This window comes from Ochrobactrum chromiisoli (assembly GCF_026241335.1).
Lineage (GTDB): Bacteria > Pseudomonadota > Alphaproteobacteria > Rhizobiales > Rhizobiaceae > Brucella > Brucella chromiisoli.
The window spans coordinates 64902-80759 of sequence record NZ_JAPHAV010000012.1; the positions used below are offsets into that span (position 1 = coordinate 64902).

Below are 15858 nucleotides of genomic sequence, written 5' to 3' on the forward strand. Positions count from 1 at the left end.
CCCCTTTCTCTTCGTTTAAATCGTTGCAATGCCTCGCTGGAACCTATTATTAGATTCACAGTAGGGTGCGAGAAGGTCCACAATCGATGGAAGAGTTGGTCGAGATCACAGCTAAATATCAGCCTGCCTATATCGAGCGCTGCTTCAGCTCAATAGCCGGATTGCATGAGTTTTCCGTCACTTTTTATCAGGATATCGGCGACCTTTACGACGCGCTGACGCGGTTGAAGAATGCGGATCGGAACCCGACTGGCTTCTCGATTGAGGACGCGCCCATTCTCGGCCTGCTCGTGCGCATATCGAAGCTAGTCAAGGAAGTGGTGAAGTACTACGAGCGCGATAATGCCGAGATCATCGGTGTTCTCGAACGGCCTATGATTGAGGCTTCGATCATCGCAACCTATCTGATGCTCAATGGCCCCGATGCCATCACCGACTATCGGAAATGCTCCTACAAAGACCGCCTTCGTATTTTGCGTGATTTGGAAAACGGATCGCCATTCTTCGATACGAGAGCGGGTAAACGTCTTTTAGCCGCCGTACGCGAAAAAATGCGGTTCGAGGGCCTGACGAAAGACGACTTCGCGGCGCAAAAAAAGAATGGGTGGAAGCTACAGGGTAAAAATTTTCGGACAATATTCGCCGAGATCGAACATAATGACCTGTATGCTTCAACCTACGGTATGATGTCGGAATCGATCCACGGTTCGTGGAATGAATCGATGGACTGGGGCTTGGTCCGCAATGACGACGGTACCTTTTCGGCATTCACTGACTACCATCCGGCGGACATCCGCTTCATGGCCCCAGTCCTAAATTTCACGATCCGTCCGTTTCGGATGTGGCTGGAGCGGATCGATGCCTACGATGATAATATCAAGGGGACGATGGACTGGGTCGAGCGCGTAAACACGCGCCTCTTTCGCACATTCGACGGTCTTTACGCCGGGGAGTATGACCCCAAACGAGGATAAGAGCGCGCCTAGCCGTCGCCGGCATCGTTCACGTGAACGTCCGCTATCGCGCGCTCGCTGCCCGCAAGCTGTCCTTCCGTTTCCCACTCCTTCTCAGACATTGCATGTATGACCGCTTCCAAGGGCATCGAAATGCAACGCAAATGTCTGGAATGAAGGCGAAAGCCGACGTTCGTAAACATCTGCGTTCGGAAGCGGTTTTCTGCCAAATTGCGAAGCCATCCGACACTGGTATTCTCATTGAAGGTCGAACTCCCCTCATCCAGGATAAGGAAAGCAGAACGGTCATAGAGCGTTAAGCAGGCCGCCACCTTGCGCATTTCGGTTACTGCCTTTTAGACTTGATTCTCAATGATAAGAAAACTTGCGACTATTCCTGTGAGGAGGACATAATTGGAAGCAGTGAAACGACTTAATGAAATCCAATATATTGCATCGGTTGCGAGATTGTTTATCGAACAGGTTTGGAATCAGTGGCATCAGTCGCGAGGTCATACCGTGCCTGATCCCGCGTCACGATTTACTTGTGGTAGAACCAGCTTGTTTCTCCGGGATGCGCTGAGACACGAGGGACATCCTGCTGAATGGATGAGCGGAACGCCGTATGCCGGGGGTAGCGGTGGACCAGATACAGCTTGTGGCTTCTACTCCGGTACACGATGGGAAGGCCACGCCTGGGTTATTTCTGGAAAGACTATAGTTAATATCACGGCCGACCAATTTGGCTACGACCCCGTCGTCATAACCACAATATCCGACGCACGCTATGTTGGCTCTACAGATTTGGCTGATCTCGCGGCGATCAAGGCACGTCGTGAGGCCGTAGATGCACTCTGGCCCGACTGGCTCGTATTCCGCTCTGAACTGCCCCCCATTTCGACCGGACAGTCGGCATAAGCAGAAAGGCTCAAGCACAGGCTTGAGGACAGGCTTATGTCTAACGAGTATCGACACGTTGAATTGCTGACGGGTGATGTTCGCCGCAGGCGGTGGACAACCGAGCAAAAGCTGACGATCATTGAACAGAGTTTTGAACCAGGCGAGACGGTATCGTCTACCGCTCGCCGCCATGGCGTTGCGCCCAATCTGCTTTACCGGTGGCGCAGGCTCTTGAGCGAGGGAGGTGCTGCAGCCGTGGATTCAGACGAGCCGGTTGTCGGCAATTCGGAAATGAAGAAATTGGAAGATCGCGTCCGCGAGCTGGAGCGCATGCTCGGCCGCAAGACGATGGAGGTCGAAATCCTCCGCGAAGCCCTTTCCAAAGCGGACTCAAAAAAACGGATATCGCGGCCGATCTTGTTGCCGAAGGACGGTTCCCGATGAAGGCTGTCGCCGAAACTTTGGGCGTCTCCCGTTCCAACCTCATCGAGCGGTTGAAAGGCAGATCAAAGCCGCGCGGGTCCTATCATAAGGCCGAGGATGCGGAGCTCCTGCCCGTCATTCGCAGGAAATTATCCGATTGGCATAAAAGCCGGGAAGCGGAGAAAGGGAAAATAAGCCCTCACGAGATATGACGCGCGCTATGTCCGAAAAATATATGATCAGTTGACGCCGTAGCTCGGGATCAGGCTTTGCACCCGGCTTGAACTCAGGAATTATTTCCCCCTATGCTCGCATGATAGTCAAAGGAAATCCGATTCACTCTAGAAGATCGTGCGCAATTCATTACGTTAACAGCGCCTTGAAAAGACTGACCATGCGCCAAAGGAGGAAGCGATAAAAGCCCTGTCTATTGTCCGCCCTAGCGGACAGCGTATTGCATCAGGTGAGAAAACACTCGAAGTTCGCCGCTGGAGTCCGAATTTAACGCCATTCGAAGATTTGCTGATCGTCGAGAACGGGCGCTTTCTTCGTCAGGAACATGATGAAGATTACGACGGCATTCCTGTTGCAATTGTTAAGGTGAAAGCTGTTCGTCCGTTTACGCCTTCAGATATGGGAGCGGCTTGTGCTTCTTATTTTGAAGAAGGATGGTTGGCATGGGAACTGGCCAGTATGCGCCCAGTCCAGGCAACCGAGCGCGTTCTCGCAGCGCGTGGTATTTACAATGTTGATTGGCAGCCACCAGACAATTCTTAACAGTTACAACGTGTTAGTTCCCTTTGAAGGGATAGAAAGCAACTACAGACGAAAATGTTGGCTCGACGATATAGCCGCATTATGAAGACCCAACCTTCGGCAAAAACGAACGCTTAAAGGGTGATTGAAAGCCATGGCCATCTAGCCTGGTAGTCTGCACATTTGCTGAGAAATTGATCCATTTGAAGGTTATTGGGATTAATGCGCAGAGTGCCAGTGCGCATGTCGTCGAACCCATCCGGAGCATAGACTCCACCACTCTCAATGCCGATCCCAAACCGAGTGCAGGCGATCAGGTAGCGATCAATCCCGTCTTCAACTCGCGTGAGTGGCGGACAAGGGGAACCGAATTTCTGCTGATACCAGAGATGAACACGAGCTTGGTTCCTGATTTCAACTTTATCTGCAAGATCGCCCAGCAATTCTCTAGCTTTTTGAATCTGAGCGTCTTCTGCTTCCCACGAGAGATCGTCGGCATCAAAGTAGAAAAGATCATAATCTTTGATGGCCCAATTTGGTTCATTGCCACTAATGAGGTTCCATAGGTAATCCCCCCGTTTTTAACGGGGCTCGTCAGTAGAATTCACGCGGCCATTTTCAGTTTCTGTGCGGGCGTTACGCCGCCGATGCCCATATTGGGACGTTCGTTGTTGTAGGTCCATAGCCACTGCGTGGCAAATTCCTGCGCCTCCTCAATGCTTTCGATGATGTATTGGTCGAGCCACTCATTCCGAACGGTGCGATTGTAGCGCTCGACATACGCATTCTGTTGTGGCTTGCCGGGTTGGATATGGCTCAAGGCGATGCCTTGGTTGGCAGCCCACTCCATCAGTTTGCCACTGACGTATTCCGGCCCATTATCAACACGAATTGCGAATGGTTTGCCGCGCCATTCGATGATCTGGTTGAGGCTGCGGATGACGCGTTCAGCAGGCAGCGAGAAGTCTACTTCAATGCCCAAACCTTCGCGGTTGAAGTCGTCCAGGACGTTCAGCAGCCGGAATTGCCTTCCATCCTCCAGCCGGTCGGCCATGAAATCCATGGACCAGACCATATTCGGCGCATCTGGCACGGTCAGAGCATCGGGCTTGTCCCGCTTCAACCGCTTGCGCGGCTTGATCCTGAGGTTCAATTCAAGCTCACGATAGATGCGGTAAACGCGTTTATGGTTCCAGTGATGCCCCCGGACATTGCGCAGATAAAGGAAACACAGACCGAAGCCCCAGGTCTTCTTTGCCCGCGTCAGTCCGATCAGGAGATCGGCAATCTGCTCGTTCTCGTCGTTCAGCCTGGCGCTGTAACGATAACATGTCTCACTGACCTCGAAGGTGCGGCAGGCAAGCGCAACGCTCACCCCTCGCAACGCCACTGCTTTCGCGGCCATCTCCCGGCGTTGAGATGGCCGCGTCACTTTTTTCCAAGAGCCTCTTTGAGCAGTTCCGCCTGCATGCTCATCTCCGCATACATCTTCTTCAGGCGACGGTTCTCGTCCTCCAGAGCCTTCATCTGGCTGATCATCGAGGCATCCATGCCACCGTATTTGGATCGCCATTTGTAGAATGACGCAGTGCTCATTCCATGTTCCCGGCATAACTCGGGTACAGGAACGCCGCCTTCCGCCTGGCGAAGGATGGCAAGGATTTGCGGTTCGCTGAATCTGCTCGTCTTCATCAAAATCTCCTCGATCATATAGCCCGAGAAAATTCTACTTTTGAAGTCCGTTATTTGGCGGGGGGATTACCCATACTGTTTGAAATAAGCAACCCGCAGTCAGAGTAGCCTGAGGCAATTTCATTATGGGAAGAACTTCCAAAAGCCAACGGTTTGTCTCGTTTCTCTTTATCTGTTCGACAAACTGTTGTTCAGAAAATGACATGATTTCATGGTCTCCACGTTCGTGCAATGTTCTGAAGGACGGGCTATCGAAGTGGTTACGAGGCGTCCCCGGCTCTATACTCTGACGCGCTACCATGACTATGATAACCGTTTGGATTTCGCTCGGATGCAATCAGGTCAAGGCCAATTCATCCGTGGACGAAAAATGTTGTCTGACGTCTCCAGACGGACCACCACCACTGCGTCATTCAGTCAGTTCCTGGCCAACCATCATCATTCCCGAACCGACGACGAAAAGCTCGGGCAAGACGCTCCGATGTTGGATCAGAAGTTAAAAGACCGAAAAGACCAAAGTCCCGCTTCAAGACTTGCTCTAAATCTGAACGAGATGCACTTATGTACGGTACGCAAGTTACACCTTCTGTTATCCGACCGAGATTGATTAATCTTGTGGTCAAGTAAGAGTATTCTGCCAAGTCCATGATCATGGTATCCAGAATATTGTGGCGACGTTTTTCACCCCTCTTACCAAGTCTGGATTCGAACACCTGTGATTTAATTATTAATTGCTGAAAGCTCTCAAACGTTTGTTTATCCAGGTAGGGCGCTGCATTCATGATTACCGTCAATGCATCTGTGGGCGGCTCAGGTCGTTTGTCCGGTTGCTGCTGAAGCCAGCTCGTATAGCATTCACTGAGGTAGTATTGGATAGCAACAAGGGCATGTGGAACTGGTATTAGAGCAACTTTGGTTTGCTGCTGAATTCGACGCTGAGCATGCTTCCGTTGATCGTTAATTTGTATCCAAAGCAGCCCACCACCAATTAAACCCGCCACTAATGCTAGAACACCACCAATCAACGATTGCCAATTGTAGAAGAAAGTAGCTACCGGGCCCCTTTCCACTATACACTGAGAAAGTAAAAAGCGAGCTATGTCGTTGTTACAAATAAGCTCTTGAAAGGGCCTCGCCATTTCTCATCCATTACTCATTAGAACATCTCCGGCCACAAAGCCCAACTGCATGTCATCATCGTGCAACTATAGTGATCGCGATTGCCCAGCGCTGAAATCCAAAAACCACAAATGCTAATGGCAAAAATAGAGCTGATTACCCGGCACCTCTGCCTTGATTCCAAAACTCTGAAGTTGAAACCGATGGTAATCCGGCAGACGCGTCTTTGAAATATCGCAACTCGCCCCATAGCTGTTTATCACCAATGATATAGAAGCGGCGCTTTGATCGGGTGATTGCAACATTGAGGATATTTGGCTTAGAAGCAGCCCATCGTGCTGCGCCAATGTGATCAGCATCCACGCCTAACACCATTACTACCGTATCTTCTTCCTTCCCTTGAAAAGTATGGACAGTTCCGATACGCGACTTCAGCCAATCCTCTATTTTCGCAGGCCTGCTAATTCCCATATGCCCCCATGTTGCCGGGTTTGCGAGTTCGTGGTTGAGTGCCGCTTTGACTTCCTTAAATGGCGAAATCAGATAGAGATCAGGCAACTTGCCCGCTTGTTTATAGCAGTTAACGACTATCGCAGATGCAAATCGAACCTGTTCAGGAACCGTCTGTTTGCCCGAAACCTTTCCGCCTAAATCGATCCAGCAATTCGGCGTCAGAATTGGAGCCTTTTCCTGCCCGGGATGCGGGTTAGGCAGACCATGAACCATCTTGCCATTATATGCGATTTTGTTCGCGATGGAGAACATCGGATCGAGACAGCGCCGATGCACGCGCAATGGGCTACCAACCCAGATATCCTTCTCGTCTGATTTTAGAAGCTCGCCAAAAATGTTTGCCGTGTCTGAAAGCACTTGCACCGAAGTACTCGCCGGAGAATAGAAGCCATCACGCGTATGTACTGACAAATCGCACAGACCCTTAATGAGCGGTTTAGCAAGAGTTAGAACCGGTTCAATCTGCAATGGATCGCCGATAACAAGCGCACGTTTTGCACGGAACATTGCGCCAACTGCTGCTTGAGGAACAGCCTGCCCTGCTTCATCGATCAGAACCCAGCCGAGACTCTCCTCGCCCAGTCCGCGAAACTGTCGTGCAAACGACGCAAAAGTGGTCGAAACCACTGGAACGATCATGAAGAAATTCTGCCAAAGCGCACGATAGTGACTGGCATCTTCCAACTGCTTGCCGTCCAGCAAAGCAGCAATTGCCCGCATCGTCTCATGATATCGGAGACGCTTGGACCGGGAAACCACTGCCAGCCATGCTTCGTGCAACTTCATTGCGGCCCTAAATAAATCCGAACGGAGGCTGTTGAATGTTTTATCGTGCCAAAGTCCGCGACGCTGGATATCCGGCTTATCTATATCGCCCGGCTCATTCAGATCAATCACACCTGGATATTGCTGCTGGAAAGCGATCAGACGAACGTCCCGCGCTTCCAGATCACACCTGGCAGATGCCAACTCTGCTTCAAGCGAGTTCAGGGTCTGCTGGACTTCATCCCGTTCTGGCTCGAGATCAGCGGATAACTGCTGTTTTAGTCGAGCAATCTCGTAGCGAAGATTAATCTGTGCATCAGCGTTCTCCCGAGTGAGCGAATCATATTCCCGTTTGCGACCGCGACGAAACAAAGCCTCAAGAAATGACGGACGCAAACGGTCGATCTGCATCTGAACTTCTCTCAACTCAGATAACTCGTCTTCCTTTGCTGATAGCGATGCTCTTACTTCTGATATGAACTGTTCTTGCTTATAGAAATCCGTTTTCGCAGACAGCGCCAGACGTGAAATTTCTTCGATACGGACTTCCAGTCGACCTTCCATTGCGTCCTGATGCAACTGAGCAAAGGCTTGTAGTTCCTGTTGTCGCCGCAGGACCTGTTGTTCAATTGTCAAAAATGCCGATTGCGCTTCGGTGAAGTTCTTACGCCCATCCGCTTCTTCTTGTAGTCTGCGCCATTGCCACAATGTGCGTGGTCTATCCTTTCCCGACCAAGTCGGGCGAACATCATCAGAAAGATCCCTACCCAAAACCCTTTCGCGAAATATCATACGGTTTTTTGATTTTCCGAGAGCACATGCGATGAACCCCCAGGGCATGTCCTTCTCATCAAGCGCTTTGAAACGTGTCTTGCCCTGTTTATCAGTCCATTCAGCCGCCAACTTATGTGCTACGGGCTGCAAATATCGAAAAGGTTCGCCATCTGACGGGAAAATCGACTCCGCCTTTGGCAGGTCTTTCGAGATATTCTCAACCGCCGCATTGTTCGAAGACGCTACGACCATCTCGTAGCCTGTCAGATCAGGATGAAGATTGCCCACATCGTAGTTCTCGTCACCGATGGTGATTTGAGTGCGCGATACAAAGGCTTCCTCAGGGCGTTTGAGACTCGCCAATACACGCGCCCGCCGAACTATATTTTCAGCAATCACGTCCCGTAAGAGAGTGGTCTTCCCTGTTCCTGGAGGGCCATTGACAGAAAAAACACCGCCGTTTTCTAATCGCTTAAAAGCAGCATTGATCGAAAATTGCTGCATCAAACTCATGGAATGGGAAGGATCTGTCGGCCACCGTCCCAGATTCACCTGGTCCGGCTGTAGCATTTGTATGATCTGCGACCTTCCTCTATCCGTATCAACATGAACCAGGGCTTCATGTGCCTTGGGCGTCAGATATTCTCGCAACGTGTTTGGAAGTTCCCCTTCTTCAGCTCGCTTCATCGCAAGCTCAAGATCAGTGAGATAAAAACTGTTCAGGATTCCGATTTCCGGAACGAGACTGTCACCATCATAATCGTCCTCTGGCGATTGATCGTTGTCGAGGCCGGGAAGACTGACTTCATCGTTACCGGTTGTGCAGTCAGCGAGAGTTTCGCTTGGCCCCGTACTTGTCGTTTCAGTCGCTTTGATGCCTTTAAATCTTATACGTACAAGAGCCAGCGGAAGTTCTCTGGAGGGCCAGTAATTGGCCCATTCGCAGAAAACATTCAATAATGGTTCTATATCGGATCCGCGAAGTGGAACCGGTTCATCGGCATTCTTCACGCCAAAATCAGCACGTCTGCGCATCTCAAAATTGAAAAGTTGTTCGGCGAGCCTGACTTTGCCGTTTTCAAAAGCTTGCGAGGTCAGGTCTGCCAGATTGCCATTTAAAGCGTGGCCAATTGCCCATGGAAGCGTAGAAATCTCCAGCGACTGAAGCTGCAACTCACCCGCAGAGCCCAATTTGATACGAGCAAAACACGTATTTGCCGCAACAGGGCTATCCGTCTCGGACCAGCTTTCATCCTCCCGTTCCTGCCGATCCAATGCTTCAAACTCGGTTTCTCCGCCGAGACGAGCAACTATTTTCTGGACATCGTCTTTATCGAAAGCGCCAAGATAAAGATCTCCCCCTGAAAACACGGTATTCTCGGGCACCGGGAGATCGGTCGGAGCAACTAGCTCATTCCGAGAAACATAAAATGCGGCCTGATTGGTCCCTAAATTTTCAGTGACACTGCTTAACGCGAACGGAATAAAAAACTCGGTTTTGTGCCAGCAATCCAAAATGTCATAAAATCTACGTGCATCTGGCGTCATCTTCTTTTGCGCATATCCATCGAATACATAGACCACTAAAGCGTTTGGCATTCGTAGCATATTCGCTTGGCTACGCCACGGAAGAATCCTTCTAGGACCTGGACCGGGTGTGCCTTTCATACAGATCAAAATTTTGTATTAAGCTCCGGTAGTATGAAATCCAACCATTAATACGGCTTAACAAATAATGACTCGCTGAGAATTCAGATTTATCGGAACTGCCCATCAAGTGTAGCACAACTCCACGATTGACTTACCAAATTCTGTCAACCATATGAAAGGTTGATAGACGACCATAGTAAGAATTAACAATATGAATGACATAAAAGTTCGCAGCATATAACTCTGCGCCATAATAATATCTGTCGTCTTTTTGTTTACGCTGTCTCGGTTTAACCGAGTTGCCAATAATAACTCCTTGGCTAAAGCAACATCCGGCGGCATAGAACTCTTCGCGGCCTTTACCAGTTCAGGTGTATCTACCCTAGAATGCGTCGAAACCTGAAGCGCCTTGAATGACCAGTATGCTGCACCTAATAGATATATGACCGCAATAAGACACTCCGCAACAAGGATCAGTTGATATAAACTAAACTTGTCGCTGATCGGTTTATCGAAAAAAGAAGTGATCAAAGACGCGGCCATAGGCACGATTGCAGCGATCACAGCCATATAGATTGAAGCTTTTGTGTCTGCTCCACGTCTACGTTCTGTTTCCATCGCATAAAGCTGTCGCGCTTGTTCTAGAAAAACTTCCGGTTTTTTACCAAAGTTCGCTGAACGGATAGCATTACAATCGATAATTCTGCGTTGCTTCATCTCCTCCAATTGGACTAGTGAAAAAACGCCGGGCATTGGCCATATAAGTTCTCTGATGCGCTTGAATACTTTCATCGTGCCAACTCATCGACGATGGCGCTTGCAATTGGCAATCCCGTACGATTTTCGATCCAAGCCCATTGGCCGTTCGGGTTGCATTCAAGGAACCAGTAGTTTCCGTTCGGATCGAGAACCAAGTCAATCGCACCAAACTTCAAATTTAGAGCTTTGACCAAGCTCACGCATCGAGCTTCGATATGTTGAGGCAGAGAAACAATCTCATGACGAAGATCGGGATTGGAACCCGCCCGCCAATCTATGTAGCTTTCTTCACGAGCTTGCGAATGAATCGCTACAGCGAATACCTTGTCCACGACCACGGTTACTCGGACGTCAGTTCTTTTTGCGATCAACCGTTGAAAAATTATAGGAGAAACGGCAATGCTCTCTCGAGCGGCATCGTCCAGTGAAACGATCTCCGTAGTAAAAATCACCTTTCCGGTATTTTCGTCATCCAGAAGCGCTTGCTTAAGTGGCTTTCCGACGGTCGGCCCGGACCGGACAAAAGCTCTCGCCTCTTCGAAATTGTTTGTAATAACCGTCTCGGGAATCTTGAAACCGAGCCGCTTTGCGAGTGTTAACTGCAAAGGCTTATCTTCTGCTATGGCTATTTCTTGGGGATGGCTGAACCATCGATCGCCAATAAACAGATACAAAGACTTAAGTAGACTATTCCACTCTACCGATGCGTAGTGCCGTTTTGCGCTATCCGTAACATTCCCATCCACTTCGGGAATCCCAGGACGACGAAAATAAGCTGCTTTGACGTCCTCTGCACGGATCGTAGTTTCGGCAATTTTCAGCAAGAATTCGCCGACCAGAGGTTTGAAAACAAACTCTGACCTGGATAGATCTTCCGTGTTTAACCGGACGAATTTGCGACCCCGTTTCTTTAACTCGCGAACGATAAAATCAGAGGTAATGTCGCGTTTATTCGTGATGAGAATTACGGTCATACTACAATTCTAAATAAACCGGACGCCGCCGCTGTCTTCGTCATCACTCTCAAGTTGAGCGGCTGTTTTTGTCGTCAGTTCCAGAAGCCCAACAGCGCGGCAGTCGTCATCATCAGATTCGATGTTCGCTTCTGTTTTTGTTGACAGCTCCAAAAGAGGAGACGGCAACTCATCGTCTGCCTCGAGATTAACTCTTGTTTTTGTTGTAATTTCAAGCAGGTCCGTTTTGGCCTCAATAATCGGCATGTCACCAATTGAGGTATTCACTGCCCACATTTTCAGCTCACCCGAATAGTGGCCAGGAATAGTCTCGGAAGCTGTCCGAACTTTCGCATACCTAGTTAAAAAGGGCGAAATTTCCCTTATCATAATGGCCTCCCCGCCATGTTTTCCCTGTCTGCACCAATAACGAGAAAATCAGATTCTGACCAGAAAAATTTGAATTAACGCTCCTGGCTTGCGGATCCTTCTGTGTGATCGCTTAAATGTATGGAAGACGACAAACAGCGTTCTTAAAAGCCATATTTTTCCCAACCACAAGTGAACGAGTGTCGTTATCGTCACACAGGGCTCCCGCGACATGATTAGTGAACGATTATATAATCGTAGTAACCGAAGATTCTCATAGTCCCAGCTCACTACAACTACGATAGTTGTCCAACCGGCGCTGAAAGTCGATCGTATATCAAGAATCTTATTAAATTAAAATTGCTGTCTTAACTTGCGCCGGCAACGTAGAAATACGAATATATGAAAATTAACTATTGGATCATTATATAATGAAACGCGACCGCCCAAAAATATTATTCGGAGCCATGTTAAACTGTGAAGATCGTGGTGCATATTCAACAATGCGAATTCATCTTAAATACAACTCAACGGCAATACTGGAAGACGGCGATCCAACCCTGATCAAAAATTTTGCGCAACTACTGCTTCGTGTAATTTCCGCAATAGATGAAGAGCATGAAAAGGGTGCTGGCAGCCTCTATAAGCACGACCACCCTCATAATGTCGAATGGAAAAATATAAAGCCATTCAAGGTCTTGTTAGATCACGAAATTTCTCCGATAGAAAATCAACAGCAGGCTGCTCTTCGTAAAAAATAGATGGGTATACATACCCGCTTAGCCCAATAACGAAGAAGTATCGACCCAATCCAGCGCCGTCTAAAACGGATAAAAGCTCGAGGCTTCCATCTTCTAGCTTTTGTTTCTTGATCACTTCTGTCTCAAAGGAAGAGTCTGGAACATCACGCCAGTTCAAAACCCTCGGGTTCTGGCTTGCATATTCTTTGATTGACTGAATTGAGGGGAAACCACGTTCGATCCAGACACCGTCTTTGATGAGCAAGAAATAAAATCCTCGTGCAGGTTCAACCGCAACCTTAATGATTTCTATCGCCATTTAATCAAGATCTCATAGTTTCTAGAATTTTTGGAATCAAACCAGCGATTATTCACTACTGAACATCAGACGACCTCACAGATCATGATCGACGGCGTAAATCAATGACGCCTTCTGTAATTTTCAGTCAGAATGCCGTTGCTCCGTTTAGCACCGTTAACTGGAATCCCCGATTGCGATGTGATTAAAGGACTTGAATGGGAACCCTCTTTGTCGGCCTTTGATGCGTGAGAAGGAACAGACTCGATTGAGCACTCCTTATTAGACAATCAATGTGCACACGCTTCTAATCGTAGACACGTTCTCGATCGAGCACAAAAAATTCTCAAGGAGCAGACAATCGGTCGATGAGGTTGGTTGCTCTTTTTAGTGCGGCCTTTACTGTATTGAGTTCGACAGACACTTGAAACGCATTTCGCCGACTTAAACGCAAAACAGCGTGAAAAACAGCGTCAGAATGTTCGGCCAGCACGACCAATTGCCATCCGCTTGGCGCGCGCGTGCCCGACAGCCAATATTTGGCAGTCCGATCACTTGCCCCTGTCCATTTCGTGATTTCTTTAGCCGCTTTGCGACTATCGCCAAGTTCCGATTTTAACGCGATTGACATCTCTTCTAGAAAAATACGCCGCGCTTGCTTCAGAACATCTGTGCCTTTTTTAGGAACCATTGTTCTTACCCTTATGGTGTATATTAATCCTTTAATCAGCTTTTCCGCCAAGAAAGACGATGATTATTGATTGGAGTCACCAAACAGGTCCCATCTTAATGCCTCCCGTGTCGGCGGCAGCCTATGTTCGTATGTCTACAGATCATCAGCGCTATTCAACCGACAATCAGCTTGCCGTAATTCAATCCTATGCCGAGAAGCACAATTATGAAATTGTTCAACTCTATGCTGACGAAGGTAAGAGCGGCCTCAGTCTCCGAGGACGTGACGCATTAACGGGTTTACTTTTCGACATTGAAGTCAATCACGTTAATTACAAGGCTCTCCTCGTATACGACGTTAGCCGCCTCGGACGATTTCAAGATCCTGACGAAGCTGCGGAAATTGAGCTGAAATGCAAACGTGCCGGTGTCTCGGTGCATTATTGCGCAGAGCAGTTTTCGAATGACGGCAGTATGGGCTCTTCCATCGTTAAAACACTAAAACGAGCCATGGCTGGCGAGTACAGTCGTGATCTTTCCGTCAAAGTTTATAATGGGCAAGTGCGGCTAATCCGATTAGGCTTTCGACAAGGTGGCGCTGCCGGTTACGGTCTGCGACGCATGTTAATCGATCAGCACGGCAATCAGAAAAGCGAACTTTTGCCAGGTCAGCAGAAGAGCATCGCGACTGACCGGGTCATTCTCGTTCCCGGCCCCGCCGAGGAACGGAAACTCGTGACGGAGATCTACGATCAGTTTGTTAATCAGAAACGCACGGAAGCCGAAATAGCCCAGCAATTGAACGAGATGCGCGTCCTGACCGATTTAAATCGGCAATGGACGCGCGGTACCGTTCATCAGGTACTTATTAACGAAAAATACATCGGCAACAATGTTTGGGCGAAGACGTCTTTCAAACTAAAATCCAAACATGCTCGCAATCCCCCGGAAGAATGGATTCGAGCCAACGGCGTCTTCGAACCAATTGTAACCGAAGAACTTTTCCAGAAAGCTACGAAAATTATTCTCGAGCGTTCTGCGCGATTGAGCGACGAGGCAATGTTGGAGAAACTGGCAAAGGTGTTTCGCGATACGGGCTATCTTTCTGGCTTGATAATAGATGAAGCGGAAGAATGTCCTTCAAGTAGCGCCTTTACTTATCGCTTCGGTAGTCTGCTTCGAGCCTATACATTAGTAGGGTTTGCGCCGGACAAAGATTACAGTTTCATTGAAATTAATAAGGCTTTGCGCCGCACACATCGCGATCTCATAGGCGAGCTCATCCTCGGCCTTCAGGTTGCCGGTGGGAGTGTAAACCAGGATCCAGAAACAGATCTGCTCACTATCAATGCTGAGTTTACAGTCTCAGTTATAATCGCGCGATGTCTAACGACGCCCAACGGCCACCTTCGATGGAAAGTCCGGCTCGACACAGAAATTCGCCCAGATTTTTCGCTCGTTGTTCGTATGAACCAATCGAACTCCGCCGCTCACGATTACTATCTATTGCCAACGATGACGATTGAGCAAGCCGTGGTGCGTCTTTGTGAAGAGAACGGTTTATATTTCGACGCATTCCGCACTGAATCACTAGACAATTTTTATTCTTTGGCTGCTCGTGTTTCAATTTCGGAGGTTGCATGATGTCTGCTACACCTGCCCAGAAGATCGAGATGATACCCATTTCCAGTATCACGGTCATTAACGCCCGCAGTCGAAATCGAAAACAGTTTCGAGAAATCATCGACAATATCGGCCAGATCGGTTTGAAAAGGCCCATTACTGTCGCGCGTCGTATGACGTCTGAAGGACCCTGCTACGATCTAGTTTGTGGTCAAGGCCGTATTGAGGCCTTTATAGCGCTTGGCCAAGCCGAAGTTCCAGCACTTGTCGTCAACGCAAGAACCGAAGACTGTTACATCGCAAGCCTAGTCGAGAACTGTGCACGGCGTAAACTTCGGGCAGTCGATTTATTGAACGATATCGCAGGTATGAATCGGCGCGGTCATTCTGTTCCGAAGATTGCACGAATGACGGGCCTCACGTCCGAATACATTTATGCAATTATAAGTCTTATCGAAAAAGGGGAAGAACGGCTTCTCAAAGCTGTCGATTGTGGACAGATTCCATTCTCCATTGCATTGGAAATTGCTGGTGCGCAAGACCACGAGATTCAATCTGCCTTACAGACCGCGTACGAAAGCAACCTTCTACGTGGACGCAAGCTAATACAGGCCAAGAGAATTGTCGAAATGCGTCGATTGCGAGGTAAGGGCCTAAAGGTCTATGACAGTCGAGCTCGACCAATGTCATCTGAAGCTATTCTCAAGGCATTCGAAGCCGATACGACAAAAAAGAAAATGCTGATTAAGAGGGCCAATGCCGCCAAAAGCAGACTAGCATTCATAATTGCAGCCCTGAGAACGCTTCTTCTCGACAATCGGTTGAAGCCAATCTTGGAAGAGGAAGGATTGACAACCGTTCCTGAAGTTTTGGCTCGAAAGCTCTAAATCTGGAGAACA

Annotated in this window: 15 protein-coding genes and 1 pseudogene; 7 read left to right on the forward strand and 9 right to left on the reverse strand. The window is 48.8% G+C overall.

Features of this window, described 5'->3' with window-relative positions:
• Nucleotides 1-86 precede the first annotated feature (86 nt).
• Nucleotides 87-974: a DUF5677 domain-containing protein gene (locus tag OPR82_RS17885; RefSeq protein WP_113533297.1), complete on the forward strand. Its 888-nt coding sequence runs from the start codon at nucleotides 87-89 to the stop codon at nucleotides 972-974.
• Nucleotides 975-982: 8 nt separating this feature from the next.
• Here the strand turns inward: OPR82_RS17885 and OPR82_RS17890 are convergent, their stop codons facing one another.
• Nucleotides 983-1294, reverse strand: a complete 312-nt coding sequence (locus OPR82_RS17890) for a hypothetical protein (RefSeq protein WP_113533296.1) — start codon at nucleotides 1292-1294, stop codon at nucleotides 983-985.
• 268 nt (nucleotides 1295-1562) lie between these two features.
• Here OPR82_RS17890 and OPR82_RS17895 point away from each other — a divergent pair, with 268 nt between their 5' ends.
• The 3 genes and pseudogenes from OPR82_RS17895 (at nucleotide 1563) to OPR82_RS17905 (ending at nucleotide 3053) form a co-directional block, all read left to right on the forward strand.
• Nucleotides 1563-1871: a hypothetical protein gene (locus tag OPR82_RS17895; RefSeq protein WP_265986256.1), complete on the forward strand. Its 309-nt coding sequence runs from the start codon at nucleotides 1563-1565 to the stop codon at nucleotides 1869-1871.
• 36 nt (nucleotides 1872-1907) lie between these two features.
• Nucleotides 1908-2419, forward strand: a pseudogene (locus OPR82_RS17900) (transposase); the annotation flags it as partial.
• 286 nt (nucleotides 2420-2705) lie between these two features.
• Nucleotides 2706-3053, forward strand: a complete 348-nt coding sequence (locus tag OPR82_RS17905) for an ASCH domain-containing protein (RefSeq protein ID WP_265986313.1) — start codon at nucleotides 2706-2708, stop codon at nucleotides 3051-3053.
• A 113-nt stretch (nucleotides 3054-3166) separates the two neighbouring features.
• On the opposite strand, the gene OPR82_RS17910 is transcribed toward OPR82_RS17905, so the two are convergent.
• From OPR82_RS17910 to OPR82_RS17940, 7 genes are all read right to left on the reverse strand, one after another.
• Nucleotides 3167-3586, reverse strand: coding sequence for a nucleotidyltransferase family protein (locus OPR82_RS17910; protein WP_323054565.1), 420 nt, complete (start codon nucleotides 3584-3586; stop codon nucleotides 3167-3169).
• 50 nt (nucleotides 3587-3636) lie between these two features.
• A protein-coding gene (locus OPR82_RS17915; protein WP_113534991.1) for an IS3 family transposase occupies nucleotides 3637-4724 on the reverse strand; the annotation gives its coding sequence in 2 pieces (ribosomal slippage) (nucleotides 3637-4463 and nucleotides 4463-4724; 1089 coding nt in all).
• Between the two features lie 413 nt (nucleotides 4725-5137).
• Nucleotides 5138-5863, reverse strand: coding sequence for a hypothetical protein (locus OPR82_RS17920; protein ID WP_113533293.1), 726 nt, complete (start codon nucleotides 5861-5863; stop codon nucleotides 5138-5140).
• A 136-nt stretch (nucleotides 5864-5999) separates the two neighbouring features.
• On the reverse strand, nucleotides 6000-9563 hold the full coding sequence (locus OPR82_RS17925; protein WP_113533292.1) for a DEAD/DEAH box helicase: 3564 nt from the start codon (nucleotides 9561-9563) through the stop codon (nucleotides 6000-6002).
• Between the two features lie 105 nt (nucleotides 9564-9668).
• On the reverse strand, nucleotides 9669-10337 hold the full coding sequence (locus OPR82_RS17930; RefSeq protein ID WP_265986258.1) for a hypothetical protein: 669 nt from the start codon (nucleotides 10335-10337) through the stop codon (nucleotides 9669-9671).
• A complete protein-coding gene (locus OPR82_RS17935; RefSeq protein WP_265986259.1) occupies nucleotides 10334-11278 on the reverse strand; it encodes a hypothetical protein in 945 nt (314 codons plus the stop codon). Before OPR82_RS17935 ends, OPR82_RS17930 begins: the two co-directional genes overlap by 4 nt.
• A gap of 9 nt (nucleotides 11279-11287) precedes the next feature.
• Nucleotides 11288-11647 (reverse strand): hypothetical protein, encoded by a 360-nt coding sequence (locus OPR82_RS17940; RefSeq protein WP_113533289.1) that lies wholly within the window; start codon nucleotides 11645-11647, stop codon nucleotides 11288-11290.
• 410 nt (nucleotides 11648-12057) lie between these two features.
• On the opposite strand from OPR82_RS17940, the gene OPR82_RS17945 reads away from it, so the two are divergent.
• On the forward strand, nucleotides 12058-12387 hold the full coding sequence (locus tag OPR82_RS17945; protein ID WP_265986261.1) for a hypothetical protein: 330 nt from the start codon (nucleotides 12058-12060) through the stop codon (nucleotides 12385-12387).
• A gap of 623 nt (nucleotides 12388-13010) precedes the next feature.
• On the opposite strand, the gene OPR82_RS17950 is transcribed toward OPR82_RS17945, so the two are convergent.
• Nucleotides 13011-13355, reverse strand: coding sequence for a hypothetical protein (locus OPR82_RS17950; RefSeq protein WP_265986262.1), 345 nt, complete (start codon nucleotides 13353-13355; stop codon nucleotides 13011-13013).
• A gap of 59 nt (nucleotides 13356-13414) precedes the next feature.
• Here OPR82_RS17950 and OPR82_RS17955 point away from each other — a divergent pair, with 59 nt between their 5' ends.
• Complete coding sequence (locus OPR82_RS17955; RefSeq protein WP_265986263.1) at nucleotides 13415-14980, forward strand: recombinase family protein; 1566 nt, start codon at nucleotides 13415-13417, stop codon at nucleotides 14978-14980.
• The gene (locus tag OPR82_RS17960; RefSeq protein ID WP_265986264.1) at nucleotides 14977-15846 is read left to right on the forward strand and encodes a ParB/RepB/Spo0J family partition protein; all 870 of its coding nucleotides are present in this window, start codon (nucleotides 14977-14979) and stop codon (nucleotides 15844-15846) included. Before OPR82_RS17955 ends, OPR82_RS17960 begins: the two co-directional genes overlap by 4 nt.
• Nucleotides 15847-15858: the final 12 nt, after the last annotated feature.